The organism is Variovorax sp. OK212, from assembly GCF_900112425.1.
GTDB lineage: Bacteria > Pseudomonadota > Gammaproteobacteria > Burkholderiales > Burkholderiaceae_C > Variovorax.
Genome location: NZ_FOLP01000001.1, coordinates 896,732 through 910,489 on the forward strand (window position 1 = coordinate 896,732; position 13,758 = coordinate 910,489).

At 68.9% G+C, this 13,758-nt stretch carries 13 protein-coding genes; 1 reads left to right on the top strand and 12 read right to left on the bottom strand.

Going from position 1 to position 13,758, the window contains the following annotated elements; translation table 11 throughout:
* Nucleotides 1-5 precede the first annotated feature (5 nt).
* The 9 genes from BM004_RS04025 to BM004_RS04065 are packed head-to-tail and all read right to left on the bottom strand — an operon-like array spanning nt 6 to nt 10,082.
* Nucleotides 6-425, bottom strand: a complete 420-nt coding sequence (locus BM004_RS04025; RefSeq protein WP_093211414.1) for a hypothetical protein — start codon at nt 423-425, stop codon at nt 6-8.
* Nucleotides 426-432: 7 nt separating this feature from the next.
* Entirely contained in the window at nt 433-801 is a 369-nt protein-coding gene (locus BM004_RS04030) for a nuclear transport factor 2 family protein (protein ID WP_093123921.1), read from the bottom strand.
* Between the two features lie 49 nt (nt 802-850).
* Nucleotides 851-1,381, bottom strand: coding sequence for a MolR family transcriptional regulator (locus BM004_RS04035; RefSeq protein ID WP_093123924.1), 531 nt, complete (start codon nt 1,379-1,381; stop codon nt 851-853).
* A 38-nt stretch (nt 1,382-1,419) separates the two neighbouring features.
* Nucleotides 1,420-1,806 carry a 2OG-Fe(II) oxygenase gene (locus BM004_RS04040; protein ID WP_093123927.1) on the bottom strand — a complete coding sequence of 129 codons (387 nt, stop codon included), beginning with the start codon at nt 1,804-1,806 and terminating at the stop codon, nt 1,420-1,422.
* On the bottom strand, nt 1,803-2,369 hold the full coding sequence (locus BM004_RS04045; RefSeq protein WP_093211416.1) for a hypothetical protein: 567 nt from the start codon (nt 2,367-2,369) through the stop codon (nt 1,803-1,805). Before BM004_RS04045 ends, BM004_RS04040 begins: the two co-directional genes overlap by 4 nt.
* Nucleotides 2,366-2,809 carry a VOC family protein gene (locus BM004_RS04050; RefSeq protein WP_093212019.1) on the bottom strand — a complete coding sequence of 148 codons (444 nt, stop codon included), beginning with the start codon at nt 2,807-2,809 and terminating at the stop codon, nt 2,366-2,368. The genes BM004_RS04045 and BM004_RS04050 overlap by 4 nt, the downstream gene beginning before the upstream one ends.
* Before the next feature lie 23 nt (nt 2,810-2,832).
* Entirely contained in the window at nt 2,833-3,342 is a 510-nt protein-coding gene (locus BM004_RS04055) for a phosphatase domain-containing putative toxin (RefSeq protein ID WP_093211419.1), read from the bottom strand.
* Between the two features lie 38 nt (nt 3,343-3,380).
* A complete protein-coding gene (locus tag BM004_RS04060; protein WP_093211422.1) occupies nt 3,381-4,046 on the bottom strand; it encodes a hypothetical protein in 666 nt (221 codons plus the stop codon).
* A gap of 42 nt (nt 4,047-4,088) precedes the next feature.
* Nucleotides 4,089-10,082 carry an alpha-2-macroglobulin family protein gene (locus BM004_RS04065; RefSeq protein WP_371268854.1) on the bottom strand — a complete coding sequence of 1,998 codons (5,994 nt, stop codon included), beginning with the start codon at nt 10,080-10,082 and terminating at the stop codon, nt 4,089-4,091.
* A 196-nt stretch (nt 10,083-10,278) separates the two neighbouring features.
* Here BM004_RS04065 and opgC point away from each other — a divergent pair, with 196 nt between their 5' ends.
* Nucleotides 10,279-11,421, top strand: coding sequence for an OpgC domain-containing protein (gene opgC, locus BM004_RS04070; RefSeq protein WP_093123945.1), 1,143 nt, complete (start codon nt 10,279-10,281; stop codon nt 11,419-11,421).
* A 33-nt stretch (nt 11,422-11,454) separates the two neighbouring features.
* On the opposite strand, the gene BM004_RS04075 is transcribed toward opgC, so the two are convergent.
* The 3 genes from BM004_RS04075 to BM004_RS04085 form a co-directional block, all read right to left on the bottom strand.
* Nucleotides 11,455-12,237: an SGNH/GDSL hydrolase family protein gene (locus tag BM004_RS04075; RefSeq protein WP_371268836.1), complete on the bottom strand. Its 783-nt coding sequence runs from the start codon at nt 12,235-12,237 to the stop codon at nt 11,455-11,457.
* A 110-nt stretch (nt 12,238-12,347) separates the two neighbouring features.
* Nucleotides 12,348-13,109: an anti-sigma factor gene (locus BM004_RS04080; RefSeq protein ID WP_093123947.1), complete on the bottom strand. Its 762-nt coding sequence runs from the start codon at nt 13,107-13,109 to the stop codon at nt 12,348-12,350.
* Nucleotides 13,110-13,143: 34 nt separating this feature from the next.
* The gene (locus tag BM004_RS04085; RefSeq protein WP_256219776.1) at nt 13,144-13,719 is read right to left on the bottom strand and encodes an RNA polymerase sigma factor; all 576 of its coding nucleotides are present in this window, start codon (nt 13,717-13,719) and stop codon (nt 13,144-13,146) included.
* Nucleotides 13,720-13,758: the final 39 nt, after the last annotated feature.

The window sequence follows — 13,758 nt, forward strand, 5'->3', positions numbered from 1 at the left end:
TCGGGCTAAGCGTCTCTCAACTGACGAACGACCGCCGCCAGGAATGCCCGGCACGCAGCCTCCGACGCCTTGCCGCCAAGGATGTCCCCGACCTGCTGCGTGGGGTGCGCAAGCTCCAGTTCGATCTCTTCGGCGAATGCCGCCAGTGCCTCGGGCGTGCGGCCCTGTCGCAGCGATTCGGCGATGCGCGGCGCTTCCGTCAGCGGCGCCGGCTCGAAGAGCACGCCATAGAGCGCGAGGCTGACGGGATGGCCCCACCGGTAGGTCAGCGCGCCGCCACGCTTGCGCGCAAAGTGGCGGCGGCACGACGGGCATTCGAAGAACGCCGTCGTCGCCGTCGATTCGGCGAGCCCGCGCAGCGCCATCGACCCGCAGCGCGGGCAGGCCGTGGCAACGCCGGCGGTGTGCTGCGGGGCGGTGGCCACGCGGCGGCTAGGCGCCCATCGAGTAGAAGAACTCTTCGCGCACGATGGCGCCGTCTTTCACCGTGTACAGGCCCGCTTCTTCCATCTTGAAACGCTGGCCCGTGGGCTTGAGCGTGACGTCGAACTCGAAGCCGACGATGAAGCGGTCGTCATGCGGCCAGGGGCCGGTGATCTTGGCCGAATGCACCTCGTGGTTGTCGGTCCACCACTTGCCCTTGGCCTCGATGGCCGCCAGGCCGACGGCCTCGCGCTGCCCGCCGGGCGGCGCGCCTGCCTCGACGCTCACGGCGTCGTCGGCATACAGCGCTCTGGCGTCCTGGAATTTCCCTTGCCGGCACAGCGCGACAAGCTGGTTCGCGATCTCCATCGTGGTCATGGGCTTTCTCCTGAGGAAGAGGGGAGGGCAGTTTAGGCCGATGCGTGCTTCAAAGCGCGTTCAACACTGCCTGCATCGCGGTCAGCCGCGCCTGGTTCTCGTCGGCGTGCGGCCAGGCGGGTTGCTGCGTACGGGCGCGCTCGTTCAGCGCCAGCTGGCACGCGATGGCGGCCAGCGCCTCGTCGCGCATGCCGGGGTCGACCTCGCCCGTGATCTTGAGCTGCCCGAAGGCCGTTGCCACGCGCGCGCGGCATTCGGACAGCAGGTAGGTTTCGTGCATGTCTTCCTTGGCGAGCCACTTCTCGCGCACGTCGGCGTCGGCGCGGTGCATGGATTTGGGTACGCCGAAGTCCCAGTCGGCGAGCATCTCCTTGAGGAAGCCCGCGACCTTGTTGTTCTTGCCGCCGTCGCGGTACCAGTCTTCCAGCGACGACAGCGTGTCGTTGCCGTCGTCGCTGCCGAAGGGGCTGAAGTCGTCGGCGACGTCGTAGTAGAAGTCGTCGGCGGCGAGCGCCACGAAGCGGGGGTGGCTGGTCTCGCGGGCGAGGCCTTCTTCAGGGTCGTCGAAATGGTGGGTCATGGGGTGGCTCCGGGTGGAATGGACATGCAGATGAAAAGCTAGGCGCGGCCCGCACCACTCGCGTGGCGGCGCAACACCCAGCCCAGTGAAAACACATACCGGCTGCCGCCCACCACCCGCGTCACGCTGTGCACGCAGGCGTCGGGGCGAAACAGCTTGATGCGCCGTGTCTCGAAGATCGGATCGGCGCACACGAACTCGCCGCCCGAGCGCGGCGACTTCAGCACGACGTTGAGCCGGTAGTGCCGCCCGGCCTGCACCGGGTCGGTGTGCGGCGGAATTTCCGAGCCTTCGGGGTAGCGGATGAGGTAGCTGTCGAACGGCAGCGGCCAGCGCGCGGTGGCCAGCAGCATCTTGTCGTAGCCCGTGCCCTGGCGGCCGCGCTGCCAGCGGAAGGCTTGCGAGAGGTAGCTTCGAAGGCTCATGCCGGAAGGCGCGGCGCCTCCACGCCGTAAAGGTGCGCGGCGAACTCGTACTTGTATTCGTTGTCGCCGGCATAGGCCAGCGCGATCTTGCCGGTCCAGGTGACGTTGAAGCGCTCGGTGCCCGCGATGCGGTCGAACCGGATGCGGTGCGCCGCCGCGGCGTCGTGGCCCAGCAGGTAGATGTGGAAGAAGTTCTGCTCGATGTCCTCGGGCGGCGGGTCGTCCACCACGATCTCGAGGCCGTCGAGCATGTCCAGGCTGTAGTCGGCCGCCGCGCACACGGCAAGGCCGTCGCCCGCGCCCCAGTGGGTGGAGGAGAGCGTGCAGCGGTGGTAGTTGGTCCATACGCCCACCGATTGCCAGTCGCCGATGTACTCGCCGTCTTCGGTTTCGTCCTCTTCCTCGGGGTCTTCGATTTCGCGCTCGGCCTCGTAGTCGTCGCTGCGCAGGTGCAGGTCGAAGCGCACCTGGCCGTCGCGCACCGCTGCCGTCCAGCGGAATTCCTTGACGGGATGGCCCTCGGGCCACGGGTTGCCGGTGAAGAAGATGCGGTCCTGGTTCATGGTGCGGTGTGGGTGACGGCCGTCATGGCGGCGGGTTGGATCAGGTCCCACTTGTTTCCGCAGAGGTCCTGGAAGACCGCCACGGTGCCATGCGGCTCGTGGCGCGGCTCTTCGAGAAAGCGCACGCCGTGGGACGCCATGTGGGCATGGTCGCAGGCGAAGTTCGAGGTGTGCAGGAACAGGAACACGCGCCCGCCGGCCTGCTTGCCGACGGCGGCTTCCTGCTCGTCGGTGACGGCCTTCGCCAGCAGCAGCGCGGCGCCCGCGTTGCCGGTGCTCTGCGAGGGCGCGACCACCACCCAGCGCTTGCCCGGGCCGCGCGGCGTGTCTTCGACGAGGTCGAAGCGCAGCGCCTGCGTGAAGAAGCGGATGGCTTCGTCGTACTCGCGCACGAGGAGGGTGACGGTGGCGAGGTGGCGCGTGAGGGGGGAAGGGGTCATGGCGTCATTGCCCGGAGGTTCTTTCATCGCGTGTGCGAGGAGCGCGCCTGCGCATACTGCGCGACCCATTCCGCCTGCGTCGGCGTGTCCGGCACGCCGACGCCACGCGAGCGGCTCAGCAGCGGGAAGATGTCCTTGCCCGCAACGCCCAGCGTGTGGAGCAGCGCACCGGCGATCAGGCCCGTGCGGCCGATGCCTGCCCGGCAGTGGATCGCGACGGCTTTCCCGCCGACGATCTCGGCGTTCAGTTCGGTGACCAGCGCGGCAGCCTCCTGGCGAGACTTCGGCGTGCCGCGGTCCGGAATAGGGAAGTGCAGGAAGGCGATGCCGTGTTCGGCGCAGAGCGCCGGCTCTTCCTTGAGCTCGAGTTCGCGGATCTCATGCGATTCGAGCAGGCAGACCACCATGCCGAGGTGCGCGCGTTGCCAGGCGGCGACTTCCTCGCGCAGCGCGTCACCGCCGCGTGGACGCGCCATCAGTCCCAGCCGGTGCGGCGCGATGTCGCGGACCCAGTGAATGGGCGTTTCGAACATGGCTTCGCAGATCCTTCAGTCGATCCGGGACGCCGCGCTCAGGAAAACACGATCGCCGTCTTGTGCGCAATGCTCAGGCGCGCCATCTCATACAGCAGCAACCACGAGGCGTACTCGCGGGACAGCCCTTCGTCGTCTTCTGCTTCTTCTTTTTCGGCCAAGGCGTCGATGCGTGCAGCCTCTTCATCGGACAGGTCACCGTCGGTCAATGCAATGCCCAGCGCGGGCGCGACCTGCACCAGCTCGTCGCGCAGCCGGTAGGACGAGCCGAGCATGCCGCCCGTCAGCGCCTCTTCTTCCGATTCGGACTCGGAGAACAGCACGTCCTCGAACTCGACCGGCACGTAGAAGCCTTCGGCGTCCGAGTGGCAGATGAGGTGGCTTTCGGCCACGTCGAGCGCGGCCTGGATGGCGGGGTCTTCCGAGGGGTCGACACCGTCTTCCACCGGCGTCGCCTTCCAGCCCGGCGTCACCACGCTGTGCGCGTAGGCGCGGCGCAGGTAGTGGATGAACGCGTACGGAAACCCGTCGAGCGAGGCCCGCGAATCCAGCGCCGGCAGTTCGCGCGGCTCGGCGTGCGGCGGCAGGCCCGCCGCCGCCAGCACCTGGTTCACGATCTCGAAGTCGCCTTCGAACCACTCGGCCCCCTCGGGGTCGTTCGCTAGAAAGTCGGCAAGCGTGCCGACGCTGATGGCCAAGCCCATGGCGGTTCCTCTTTTTCCTTGTTGTCGTCGGTCGGGGTCGGCTTACTTCGCCGCCTCCACCTTCACCCGCGCGTTCGGCGTCTCGCCGAACATCTCGGGCGCGTACATCGCTTCCACGCGGCTCGGCGGCAGCGCGAAGTCGCCGACGTTGTTCAGGCGCACCGTGTATTCCATCTTCACCACGCCCTTGGGCAGGTACTCGTAGTAGCTGCGGAAGGCCTCGAAGCTGCGTTCCTCGAAGGCCGGCCAGCCGGCGCCGCTCTTCTTCTCGCCCTGCGTGGCGATCTGCGAGTCGCGGCCCAGGCCGCTGCCCAGGATGGTGGCGCCGCCCGGCACCGGGTCGCTGATGACCACCCACGTCATGTCGGTGCTGGCGTTCACCTCCAGCGTCACGCGCAGCACGTCGCCGCGCGTGTACTTGCCGGCGGTGGCCTGCTCGACCGGGGTGATGGTCTTCTTGATGGCGTAGCCCGCCGCGAACGGTGCCTTCAGCTGCACGGCGGCAATCGACTGCAGCGTGAGCCACGGCTTGCCGGTGCCTTGCTGCGTCACCAGCAGCGTGTCGCGCACCGGTGCGCCCGAAGGCGCGTTCGATGAAGTGGCCCACGGCAGGAACATCGTGTTGTTCTTCAGGTTGCCCGGCGAGGCCGGCGCGCCGAAGAAGGTGGTCTGGTTCGGTGCACCGGCGGCGTCGCTGGTCTTCACGCGTTCGACGCGGCTCCAGTCGACCTGCGCCTTGGCGGCGCCGAGCGTGGCGGCGGTGATGCCGGCCACCGGCGTGCTCTCGAACACCTTGCTGAATTTCTCCAGCGCCAGTCCGCCCCACAGGTTGGCGGTGGTGGTGTGCCAGGCGCCGTTCTGCTGGCGGCCGATGAAGCCGTTGGCGAGCTTGCCGATGTCGTCCTTCCACGCCGGATCGTCCATCACGCTGAGCAGCAGGCGGGCGGTGTTGACGTCTCCGTTGGTCATCAGCCACCACCAGTAGTCGTCCTGCTCGGTGCTGAAGATCAGCTTGGTGCCCTGGTACGACAACCGTGCCTTCAGCACATTGTTGGCCTCTTCCAGGCGCTGCTGGCGCTGCGGCACGTCGTTCACGCGCTTCAGGATGTTGAGCCAGTCGATCACCGCGCTGGTGGGCCACTGGTTCGGCGCGATGGTGATGCTGCCGAGCATGCTGCCCTTGGCCTTGCCGTAGCGCGAGAGCGCCTCGAGCGCGGCGAGCTTGCGCACGTCCAGGTCCTTGCGCGGGCTCCAGAACTCGCGCGTGATGCGGCCTTCGACGAAGGCGATCAGGCCCGACTCCATCGGCGCGCGAATGTCGTCGGCCAGCGCGAAGGCGGGGTCAAGCGAAGCGGCTTCGCTGGTGGCCGCGAGCAGGTACGAGGTGAGGATGTCGCTGCCGCGGTTGGCCTCGCCGTCGCGCGGCGGGAAGTAGCTGGCCAGGCCGTCGCTGTCCAGGTACGTCGGCAACGTGGCCAGCACGCCCTGCCACATCTTCGCGTCGCGCAGGCCGACCGACTTGCTGGTCTTCTGCTCGAGGCAGATGAACGGGTAGTTGGCGAACCAGTCGCGCACGCCCGGCAGGCCTTCGGCCAGCCTGGGCTGCAGCGACATCTTCAGGCCGCCACGCCCGGGCAGGGCGTCGGCGGGCGGCGCCACGTCGAGCGTGAACGGACCGTCGACCTGCACCAGCGTGGCCTGCTGCACCGTGAGCGGCACCGAAGGCACGATGCGCTGGCGCACCTTGAGCGCGTCGCGTGCGCCGCCGATGGTGTCCTTGGCCTCGATCTCCCACAGGATGGCTTCGGCGCGCGTCTGCGCGAGCTGCGCGGGCGCGGTCACGGTCCATGCCACTTCGCGCGCCTCGCCGGCCGGGATGTCCACGGTCTGCGGCTCCAGCGTGAGCAGGGTGGCGCGAGGCGTGGCCTCGACCTTCATGGGCTTCTGCGTGGTGTTGCGCAGCGTGATCTGGGCGCGGAACTGGTCGTCCTCGCGCACCAGCGGCGGCAGGCCGCTGATGATCTGCAGGTCCTGCGTGGCCTGGATGCTGGTCTGCCCGGTGCCGAACAGGCTGGTGCCCGAGTCGGCCACGGCCACGATCTTGAAGGTGGTGAGCGCGTCGTTCAGCGGCACCGTCACCACGGCCTGGCCGTTGGCGTCGAGCACCACCTTCGGGTTCCACACCAGCAGGGTCTCCAGCAGCTCGCGCGTCTGGCCCTTGCCGCCGCCGCCGCCGGCGGGCACGGCCTTGCGGCCGTAGTGGCGCCGGCCGACGATTTCCATCTGCGCGGTGGAGGTGCTCACGCCCCAGCTGCGGCGTTGCAGCATGGCGTTCAGCAGGTTCCAGCTGTCGTTGGGCATCAGCTCCAGCAACGCCTGGTCGACCGCGGCCAGCGCCACTTCGGCACCGGCGGCGGGCTTGCCGTCGGGCAGCTTGGCGCTGATGGTGATCTGCGCCTTGCTGCGAATGGGGTAGCTGGGCTTGTCGCTGGTCACCTTCACGTCGAGCTGGTGGGCCTGCGTGCCCACGCGGATCTCGGCCATGCCCAGGCGGTAGGCGGGCTTGCTCAGGTCGACCATGGCGGTGGGCGCCACGTATTCCTTGCCTTCGTACCAGAAGGCCGTCCACCACTCGCGCGGCGACTTGAAGCCCCAGGTGAAGAAGCTGTACCACGGCACTTCGCGCAGGCGCCCGCGCAGGGCGAGCACGCTCACGTAGGCGTTGGGGCCCCATTCGGGCTTGACCTGCAGGGTGACGGTCGGGTCCTTGCCGTCGAGCTGCACCACGTGCGTCTCGATGATGCCTTCGCGTTCGACGGCCACCAGCGCGGTGGCGAAGCGGAACGGGCTGCGCACCTGGAACTTGGCGACCTCGCCGGGCTGGTAGCTCTTCTTCTCGGGCAGCACGTCGATGCGGTCGTTGTCCTCGCCGCCGAACCAGAGTTCGCCCTGCTTGGTCACGTAGACCGAGCTCACGGCCTTGGCGTCGCGCCCGTCGCTGTCGGTGGCGCTGGCGATCAGTTCGACTTCGCCGGCTTCCTTCAGCTCCGACTCGCACAGCAGCAGGCCGCGCGCGTCGCTCTTGCCGCTGCACACGGTGCCGATGTCCTTGGTCTCGGTCTTGTTGTCGTAGGTGTAGAAGCCGCCCACCATGCGCTTGCGGCTGGTGGTGGTGATGCGCGCCACGGCGCGCACGTTGAGGGTCACGTTGGCCTGGGGCTTGCCCGTGAGGTCGAGCGCGAGCGCCTGGAACTTCAGCTTCTGGCTGGTCGAGACCCAGCCTTCGGTCTTGATGCCGGCAATGACGGAGGCCGGCCACAGCGTCTGCGTGCTGCGGATGGTCTGCACCTCGCCGTTCGGGTCGGCGTAGGTGGCTTCGAGCAGCAGCTCGCGCGCGGACTTGACCTTGGGCACCTTGTCGATGGTGACCTTGCCGGCGCCGTCCTTGTTCAGCGTGACGGGCAGCTTGTCGGCGATCACGCGGGTGTCGTTCACGCTGTTGAGGTCTTCTTCGCCGGCGCCGGTGTCCCCGGCGGCGGTGGCCGCCTCGGTGCCGTCGCCCTGCGTGGCGCGCGGCGGGTTGAAGCTGAAGGCGTCGTAGTCGGAGAAGCTCAGGCTCTTGCCGCGCACCATGGCCGACACGCGCACCGGCAGGTTGGCGGCGCCGCCGCCGGCCACGTAGTTGATCTGCACGTCGGCCGGCACGCTGGTGGCGGCCACCAGCGGCTTCTTCTCGGTGGGCGAGATGCGGCCTTCGAGCACGGGCAGGCGGAATTCCTCGACGCGGAACACGCCGGTGCTGAAGCTGCGGGCGTAGCCCTCGTCGCCGTCACCTTCGTTGTCGTTGTCTGCGTTGGCGTCCTTGCCGCCGCCGGTGCGCAGCACCACCTGGTACACGCCGAGCTTGGCGGCGGGCGGAATGGGGAAGGTGTTCTCCGCGCTCAGGCCGCCGGTGGCGGTCTTGCGCCAGTTCAGCGGCTGGGTGAAGCGCTGGCCGCTGCCCACGTGGGTGATGACCAGCGTGTCGGGGCGGTTCTCGGGCAGGCCGAAACCCTTGCTGGTCTGGGTGCGGATCAGGCTCTTCATCGACACCGTTTCGCCGGCGCGCAGCAGCGTGCGGTCGAAGATGGTGTGGGCGATGCGGTCGGGCTCGGCCTGCATGTTGGTCGGCACGTTGAAGCGCCAGGGCTCGATGCCGCGCTGCCAGTCGCTCCAGGTGAAGGCGAGGTCTTCGACGCCCTTCTCGTCCTTGGCGCGGGCGCTGACGAACCAGGCGGCCGTGTCGTATTCGTTCGGGCCGTTGCACGACGGTGCCTGCGGCGCGATGCCGTTGAGCATGACGATGCCGTTGGCGTCGGTGGTGCCGGTGGCCACGGCCTTGCCGTCGCAGCCGGACACGCGCACTTCGGCGCCGGCCACGACCTTGCCCTTGTCCAGCGTGGTGACCCAGGCCATCGAGTTCTCGCGGCCCAGCTTGAAGTGCACGGCCAGGTTGGTGGCCAGCGCGGTGGTGCGCACGTACATCGTGCGCCCGGCGTTGTAGCGTTCGTCGAGCAGCGCTTCACCGAGCTTCTGCGAGGCGATTTCCAGCACGTGGAAGCCCGGCGTGAGCGGGATGCCGATGACTTCGAACGGGCGCGGATCGCCCGCGTCCGACTTGGGCATGTCCAGCGTCTTCACGCCGGTCTGGCCGCCCAGCAGCGACAGCATGCGCGTTTGCAGCGAGGTGCGGTCGTCCTTGTCGATGACCGGGGGCAGCGGGCCCTTGACGTCCTTGCGCGCCTGTTCGCGCGAGATGCTGAAGCTGTCGTAGCGGCGCACCTTGCGGAACCACGCGATGATTTCCGCGTCGGTCTTCGGGTTCATGTCGCTCACCTTGCCGGGCGTGAGGGCCTGCACCATCAGCTGCGGCTCCACGCGGCGCACGGTGACCGGCATCATGGCCGGGGTGTCGGGCTCGGCCAGGCGCTCGACCACGCCGAAGGGCGAGGCGGCGAACTTGGCCAGCGGCGGCATCATGCCGGTCGCCACCTTCAGCGGGAAGCTGCCGGGCGAGGCCAGCGGGCGGCCCGAGGCGTCCTCGAACTTGGAGGGCAGCTCGATGCTGAACTGCGCGCTCTCGGCCAGCGGCGGACCGAAGTACACGCTGCTGACCACGTCGTCGTCGCTCTGCGCGCCGCTGTCGTTGGCGATCTGGGCCTTGGTGGTCTCGTCCTTGCCCTTGAGCACGATCTGCGAAGCGAGCTTGCGCGTGACCGGCGCGTTGAACTCGAGCTGCATCGGGCGCAGCGGCAGGCAGGCGGCCTGCGCGTTCTCGCGCTCGCAGGTGAACGACACCGCGAAGGGTTCGCGCACCTGGAATTCGATGCGGCGCTCCACGTTGTTGGCCACGCCCGACGGCGTGGCCACGCCCTTGCCGTAGACCACCTGCATCTTGGCGCCCGGCGTCAGCGTGCGGTTGCACTGCATGGTGATGAAGCGCAGCGGGTCTTTCTCGGCCGCCTTGTCGCGGCCGAAGGCCTTCAGCAGGCCGGCGCGCTGCTCGCCGTCGAGCAGCTTGGCCGGAATGCGCTCGCCCACGCCGTCGGCCGTGCACCAGACGTTCTGGCGCACGCTGTCCAGCGTGGCCGCGCCGTTGAGCTCGAGCATGAACATCTGCTGCTCGTCGATGCGGCTGTAGCTGCCCGGCATGTAGTTGCGCACGAACGGGCCGCCGCTGTTGAACTGGTAGCGCTCGGGCCCGGTCAGCTCGCCGCCGGCGCTGGGCTTGAAGGTGGGAACGCGGGTGACCGTGCAGCGCACGCCGGGCGGCAGGTCGTTCTCGAAGTCGTAGACCCAGGCCTTGGCGTCGGTCCAGCGGCCGGTGCCCTTGCCGGCCTGCGCGTCGTTGCAGCTCACGGTGAGGGGGGCGGGGGCTTTCGGGTCGCCGAAATTGACGGCGGCCTGGTCGAACTTGGCGACGATCTGGCGCACGCGCGCGACCTCGCCTTGCGGGGTCAGGCTGGTGATCTGGAGGGCAAAGCCCGGGCCGGCCATGAGGGCGCCGCCGGCCAGGAGCAATGTTGGAAGGAAACGGTTCACTTTTTTGTATCTCCACCTAAGGCAGCGCGCAGCGTAGCCGATTTGCACGACGGTTCGTCAGTGCCAAGCGTCATGTCCGCCGGACTTCTTACAATCGAAGGCTGTCTTGCGTGCGCCGCGCAGACCGCCACCAAGACCTTGCCGCCGACCGATGAAACGCTACTGGGAAATAGACGCCTTGCGCGGGCTGATGCTCGTGCTGATGACCGTCACCCATCTGCCGACCCGGCTCACGGATCCGCTGGGCCAGCCTTTCGGTTTCGTGTCGGCCGCCGAGGGCTTCGTGCTGCTGTCGGCCTTCGTGGCCGGGCTGGTGTACAGCCGCATCGGCTACGTGCGCGGGGTCGACTCGATGCGCCAGGCCTTCTGGCGGCGCGTGCTGAAGGTCTACCTGTGCCAGGCGGCGATCCTGCTGTTCCTGTTCACGGTGATCGCCGCGGTGGGCCTGCACATCGACCAGCCGGCCGTGAAGAACCTGGTGTCGTACTACCTGGCGGAGCCGCGCGACGGCTTCCTGTTCGGGCTGCTGCTCATCTACGAGCCGGCGCTGCTCGACATCCTGCCGATGTACATCTTTTTCATGCTTCTGAGCCCCTGGGTGCTGGCCTTCGCCATGCGCCACGGCTGGAACTGGGTGATGGTGGTGAGCGCCACCGTGTGGGCGGCGGCGCAGTTCGGGCTCAGCGAATGGGTCTACGGGCTGGCCGTGCAGCACCTGGGCGTGCCGGTGCCGTTCCACGAGATGGGCGCGTTCAACACCTACGCCTGGCAGTTCCTGTGGTTCTCGGGGCTGTGCATCGGCGCCACGCGCAACACGCCCGGCATGAAGCCGCTGCGTTTTCCGGCGTGGCTGCTGGTGCTGGCCGCGGGCGTTGCGCTGTACGGGCTGTACTGGCGCCACCACGGCATCAACGGGCAGGCGCCGTTCGGCGGCGACATCGAGCTGAACCTGCTGTTCGACAAATGGCAGCTCGGGCCGCTGCGGCTGGTGAACCTGGTGGCGCTGGGCATCCTGGCGGTGCGCTTCGGGCCCTGGCTGATGCGGCTCGTTCCGCGGCTGCGCTGGCTGGAGGCGATGGGCTCGGCCTCGCTGCCGGTGTTCTGCGCGCACCTGGTGGCGGTGCTGCTGGTGCTGGCCTTCTACGGCGACAGCCAGACCGCGCGGCCCTGGTGGGGCGACGGCCTGCTGCTGGTGGTGGTGTTCGCGGGGATGTACTTTGTCGCGCGCTTCACGCGCGGGGCGGACGTGCCGCCGCCCGCGGACGATGTGCCGACGCAGCCGGCACGGGCCTGAAAACCGTCGAGGGCTCGAGCCCGCGAGGCCCGATCAGGGCAGGGAGGCGGTCGGCGCCGGCGCGATGCTCGGCAGGTGCGGCGCGATCACCGCGTGCCACAGCCGGTAACCCTCGTCGGTCATGTGCAGCTTGTCGCCGCGGAACAGCTCCGGGCGCGGGCGGCCGTCGGCGCCGAGCATCGGCGTGTAGATGTCGATGAACTCGCTGTTCGGCAGCAGGTTGAGGTAGGCCGAAATCACGTGGTTGGTCTCGCGGATCTGCGGCATCAGCTGCTCGCGCGAGGGGCTGGGCTTGACCGAGACGAAGCTGATGCGGGTGTCGGGCAGCTCGGCGCGCACCGCGTTGGCGAAGCGCGCGAAGCTGTCGAGCACCTGCAGCGGCGTGCGGCCTTCGGCCAGGTCGTTGTCGCCCGCGTACACCACCACCTGGCGCGGCTTGTAGCGCACCACGAGGTCGCGCGCGAACAGGCTGCAGTCGTTCAGCGTGGAGCCGCCGAAGCCGCGGTTGACCACGCCGCCGGGCACGCGCGGGAAGTCCTGCGCCAGCCGCGTCCACATGCGCACGGTGGAACTGCCGACGAACACCACGCCGCCCGGGCCGGGAAAGCGCTCCTGGTCGGCACGCGCGAAGGCGGCCAGTTCGTTGTGCCAGCGCTCCTTGGCGGCGAGGTAGTCGCGCGCGGCCGAGGCCTCGGCCGCGGCCGTCTCGGATTCCTGGGGGAAAAAGGAGGAGGTGGACTGCGCGTGCGCGGCGAGCGCCGCCGTGAGCAGCGCGACCGTGGCGACCGCGGTGAGCGCGGTTTTCATCGAAAGCATGGGAAGAGGGAAGGGCCGAAACAACCGAAGGACCGGCATGACGAAAGGCAAAGCGGGTTTCTACCACGGGCCCACGGGAAGGCCGGTGACGGGTTGCAAGCCTGCCGGGCCTAGATGGTCTTCTCGATGAGCGCGCCCTTGAACACGATCGGGCCCTTCGGACCGCTGCCCGCCGGCACGCCGCCCTTGGCTTCGAGGGTGATGGCCAGGGTCGGCACGGCATGCACGTCGGATTCCGACGCCGCCAGGCGCAGCGCGGGCGCGTTGTCGAGCACGCCCAGCGAGCGCGGCGCGCCGCCCGGCGGCAGGGCCCACAGCTGCAGCGACTTGTCGGTGCCTTCGCTGTAGCTGCTCACGCGCTGCAGCACCAGCTGCTTCTTCTTGGGGTCGAAGGTGACCAGCATCGAAGCGGCGGCCTGGTCGTCGGACAGCACGGCGACGTACTGCACCGCCGGGGCGTTCACCAGCTGGTCGCGCAGGTTGAGTCCGACCACCACGGCCAGCACGGTGGCCAGCGCGCCGGCCGCCGTGGCACCGCGCCACAGCGCGAGGCTGCGAAGCCAGCCGCCGGGCTGGGGCCGGGCGGCGTCGCGGGCGTTGGCCGCGTCGCGCTGGCGCTCAATGGCGGCCTTGGCCTGCTCGGCGTCGATCATGTTGCGGATGCGGGTCCACACGGCCGGGTCGGGCACCACGGAGGGCTGCAGCTCGGTCATGCTGGCAAGGCGGGCCTGCCAGATGAGCGCGGCGGCGCGGATCGGCGCCTGTTCGCGGGCCAGGGTCTCGAAGCGGCGGCGGGCGCCGCCGCGCAAGGTGCCGAGCGCATGGCTCGCGGCCATCAGCTCGAGCAGTTCGGGGTTGGCGATGAGGTTCATGAGAGGGCCGCCTTCGTCGTCGTCGTCATCGCATTCATGCAAAGCGTCCCATGCAGACGCGCAGTTTCTCCAGCCCGCGCCGGATCCAGGTCTTGACCGTGCCCAGCGGCAGCTTGAGCTGCTCGGACAGCTCGCCGTGGCTCATCTCGCGCAGGTAGGCCAGGCTGACCACCTCGCGCTGCCGGCCCTCGAGCTGGCTCAGGCATTGGTGCAGCGCCCAGGCCTGCTCGCTGGCATCGGCGGTGTCCGCCGGGTTGGGCGCGTCCGATTCGAACTGGTCGGCCATGAGCTCGTCGAATTCCTGCGTGAGCTGGGCGCGGTCGGCGGTGCGGCGGCGCAGCAGGTCGAGCGCCCGGCTGCGCACGATCAGCCCGAGCCAGGCCAGCGGCGGACTGAGCGATGCGCGGTAGTCGCCGGCCACCCGCCAGACGGTCAGAAAGGCTTCCTGGAGTACGTCCTCGGCCCACTCGCGTTGCCGAACGACGCGCATCGCCAGGCCCATGAGCTTGGGCGAGGTGCGGTCGTAGAGCTGGCGCAGGGCGGCTTCGTCGCGATGGCCGATCCGATCGATCAGCGCCATCAGTTCGGCGTCGGGGCTGGGTGCTGTCATCCGCGGATTGTGGGGCATCGGTGCGCATGCCTGATATAC

Coding starts and splice junctions, on each gene's coding strand:
- BM004_RS04085 (WP_256219776.1), bottom strand. CDS start 13,719: ATGACAGCACCCAGCCCCGACGCCGAACTGATGGCGCTGATCGATCGG.
- BM004_RS04045 (WP_093211416.1), bottom strand. CDS start 2,369: ATGAACCAGGACCGCATCTTCTTCACCGGCAACCCGTGGCCCGAGGGC.
- BM004_RS04040 (WP_093123927.1), bottom strand. CDS start 1,806: ATGAGCCTTCGAAGCTACCTCTCGCAAGCCTTCCGCTGGCAGCGCGGC.
- BM004_RS04060 (WP_093211422.1), bottom strand. CDS start 4,046: ATGGGCTTGGCCATCAGCGTCGGCACGCTTGCCGACTTTCTAGCGAAC.
- BM004_RS04080 (WP_093123947.1), bottom strand. CDS start 13,109: ATGAACCTCATCGCCAACCCCGAACTGCTCGAGCTGATGGCCGCGAGC.
- BM004_RS04065 (WP_371268854.1), bottom strand. CDS start 10,082: ATGGCCGGCCCGGGCTTTGCCCTCCAGATCACCAGCCTGACCCCGCAA.
- opgC (WP_093123945.1), top strand. CDS start 10,279: ATGAAACGCTACTGGGAAATAGACGCCTTGCGCGGGCTGATGCTCGTG.
- BM004_RS04055 (WP_093211419.1), bottom strand. CDS start 3,342: ATGTTCGAAACGCCCATTCACTGGGTCCGCGACATCGCGCCGCACCGG.
- BM004_RS04035 (WP_093123924.1), bottom strand. CDS start 1,381: ATGACCCACCATTTCGACGACCCTGAAGAAGGCCTCGCCCGCGAGACC.
- BM004_RS04075 (WP_371268836.1), bottom strand. CDS start 12,237: ATGCTTTCGATGAAAACCGCGCTCACCGCGGTCGCCACGGTCGCGCTG.
- BM004_RS04030 (WP_093123921.1), bottom strand. CDS start 801: ATGACCACGATGGAGATCGCGAACCAGCTTGTCGCGCTGTGCCGGCAA.
- BM004_RS04050 (WP_093212019.1), bottom strand. CDS start 2,809: ATGACCCCTTCCCCCCTCACGCGCCACCTCGCCACCGTCACCCTCCTC.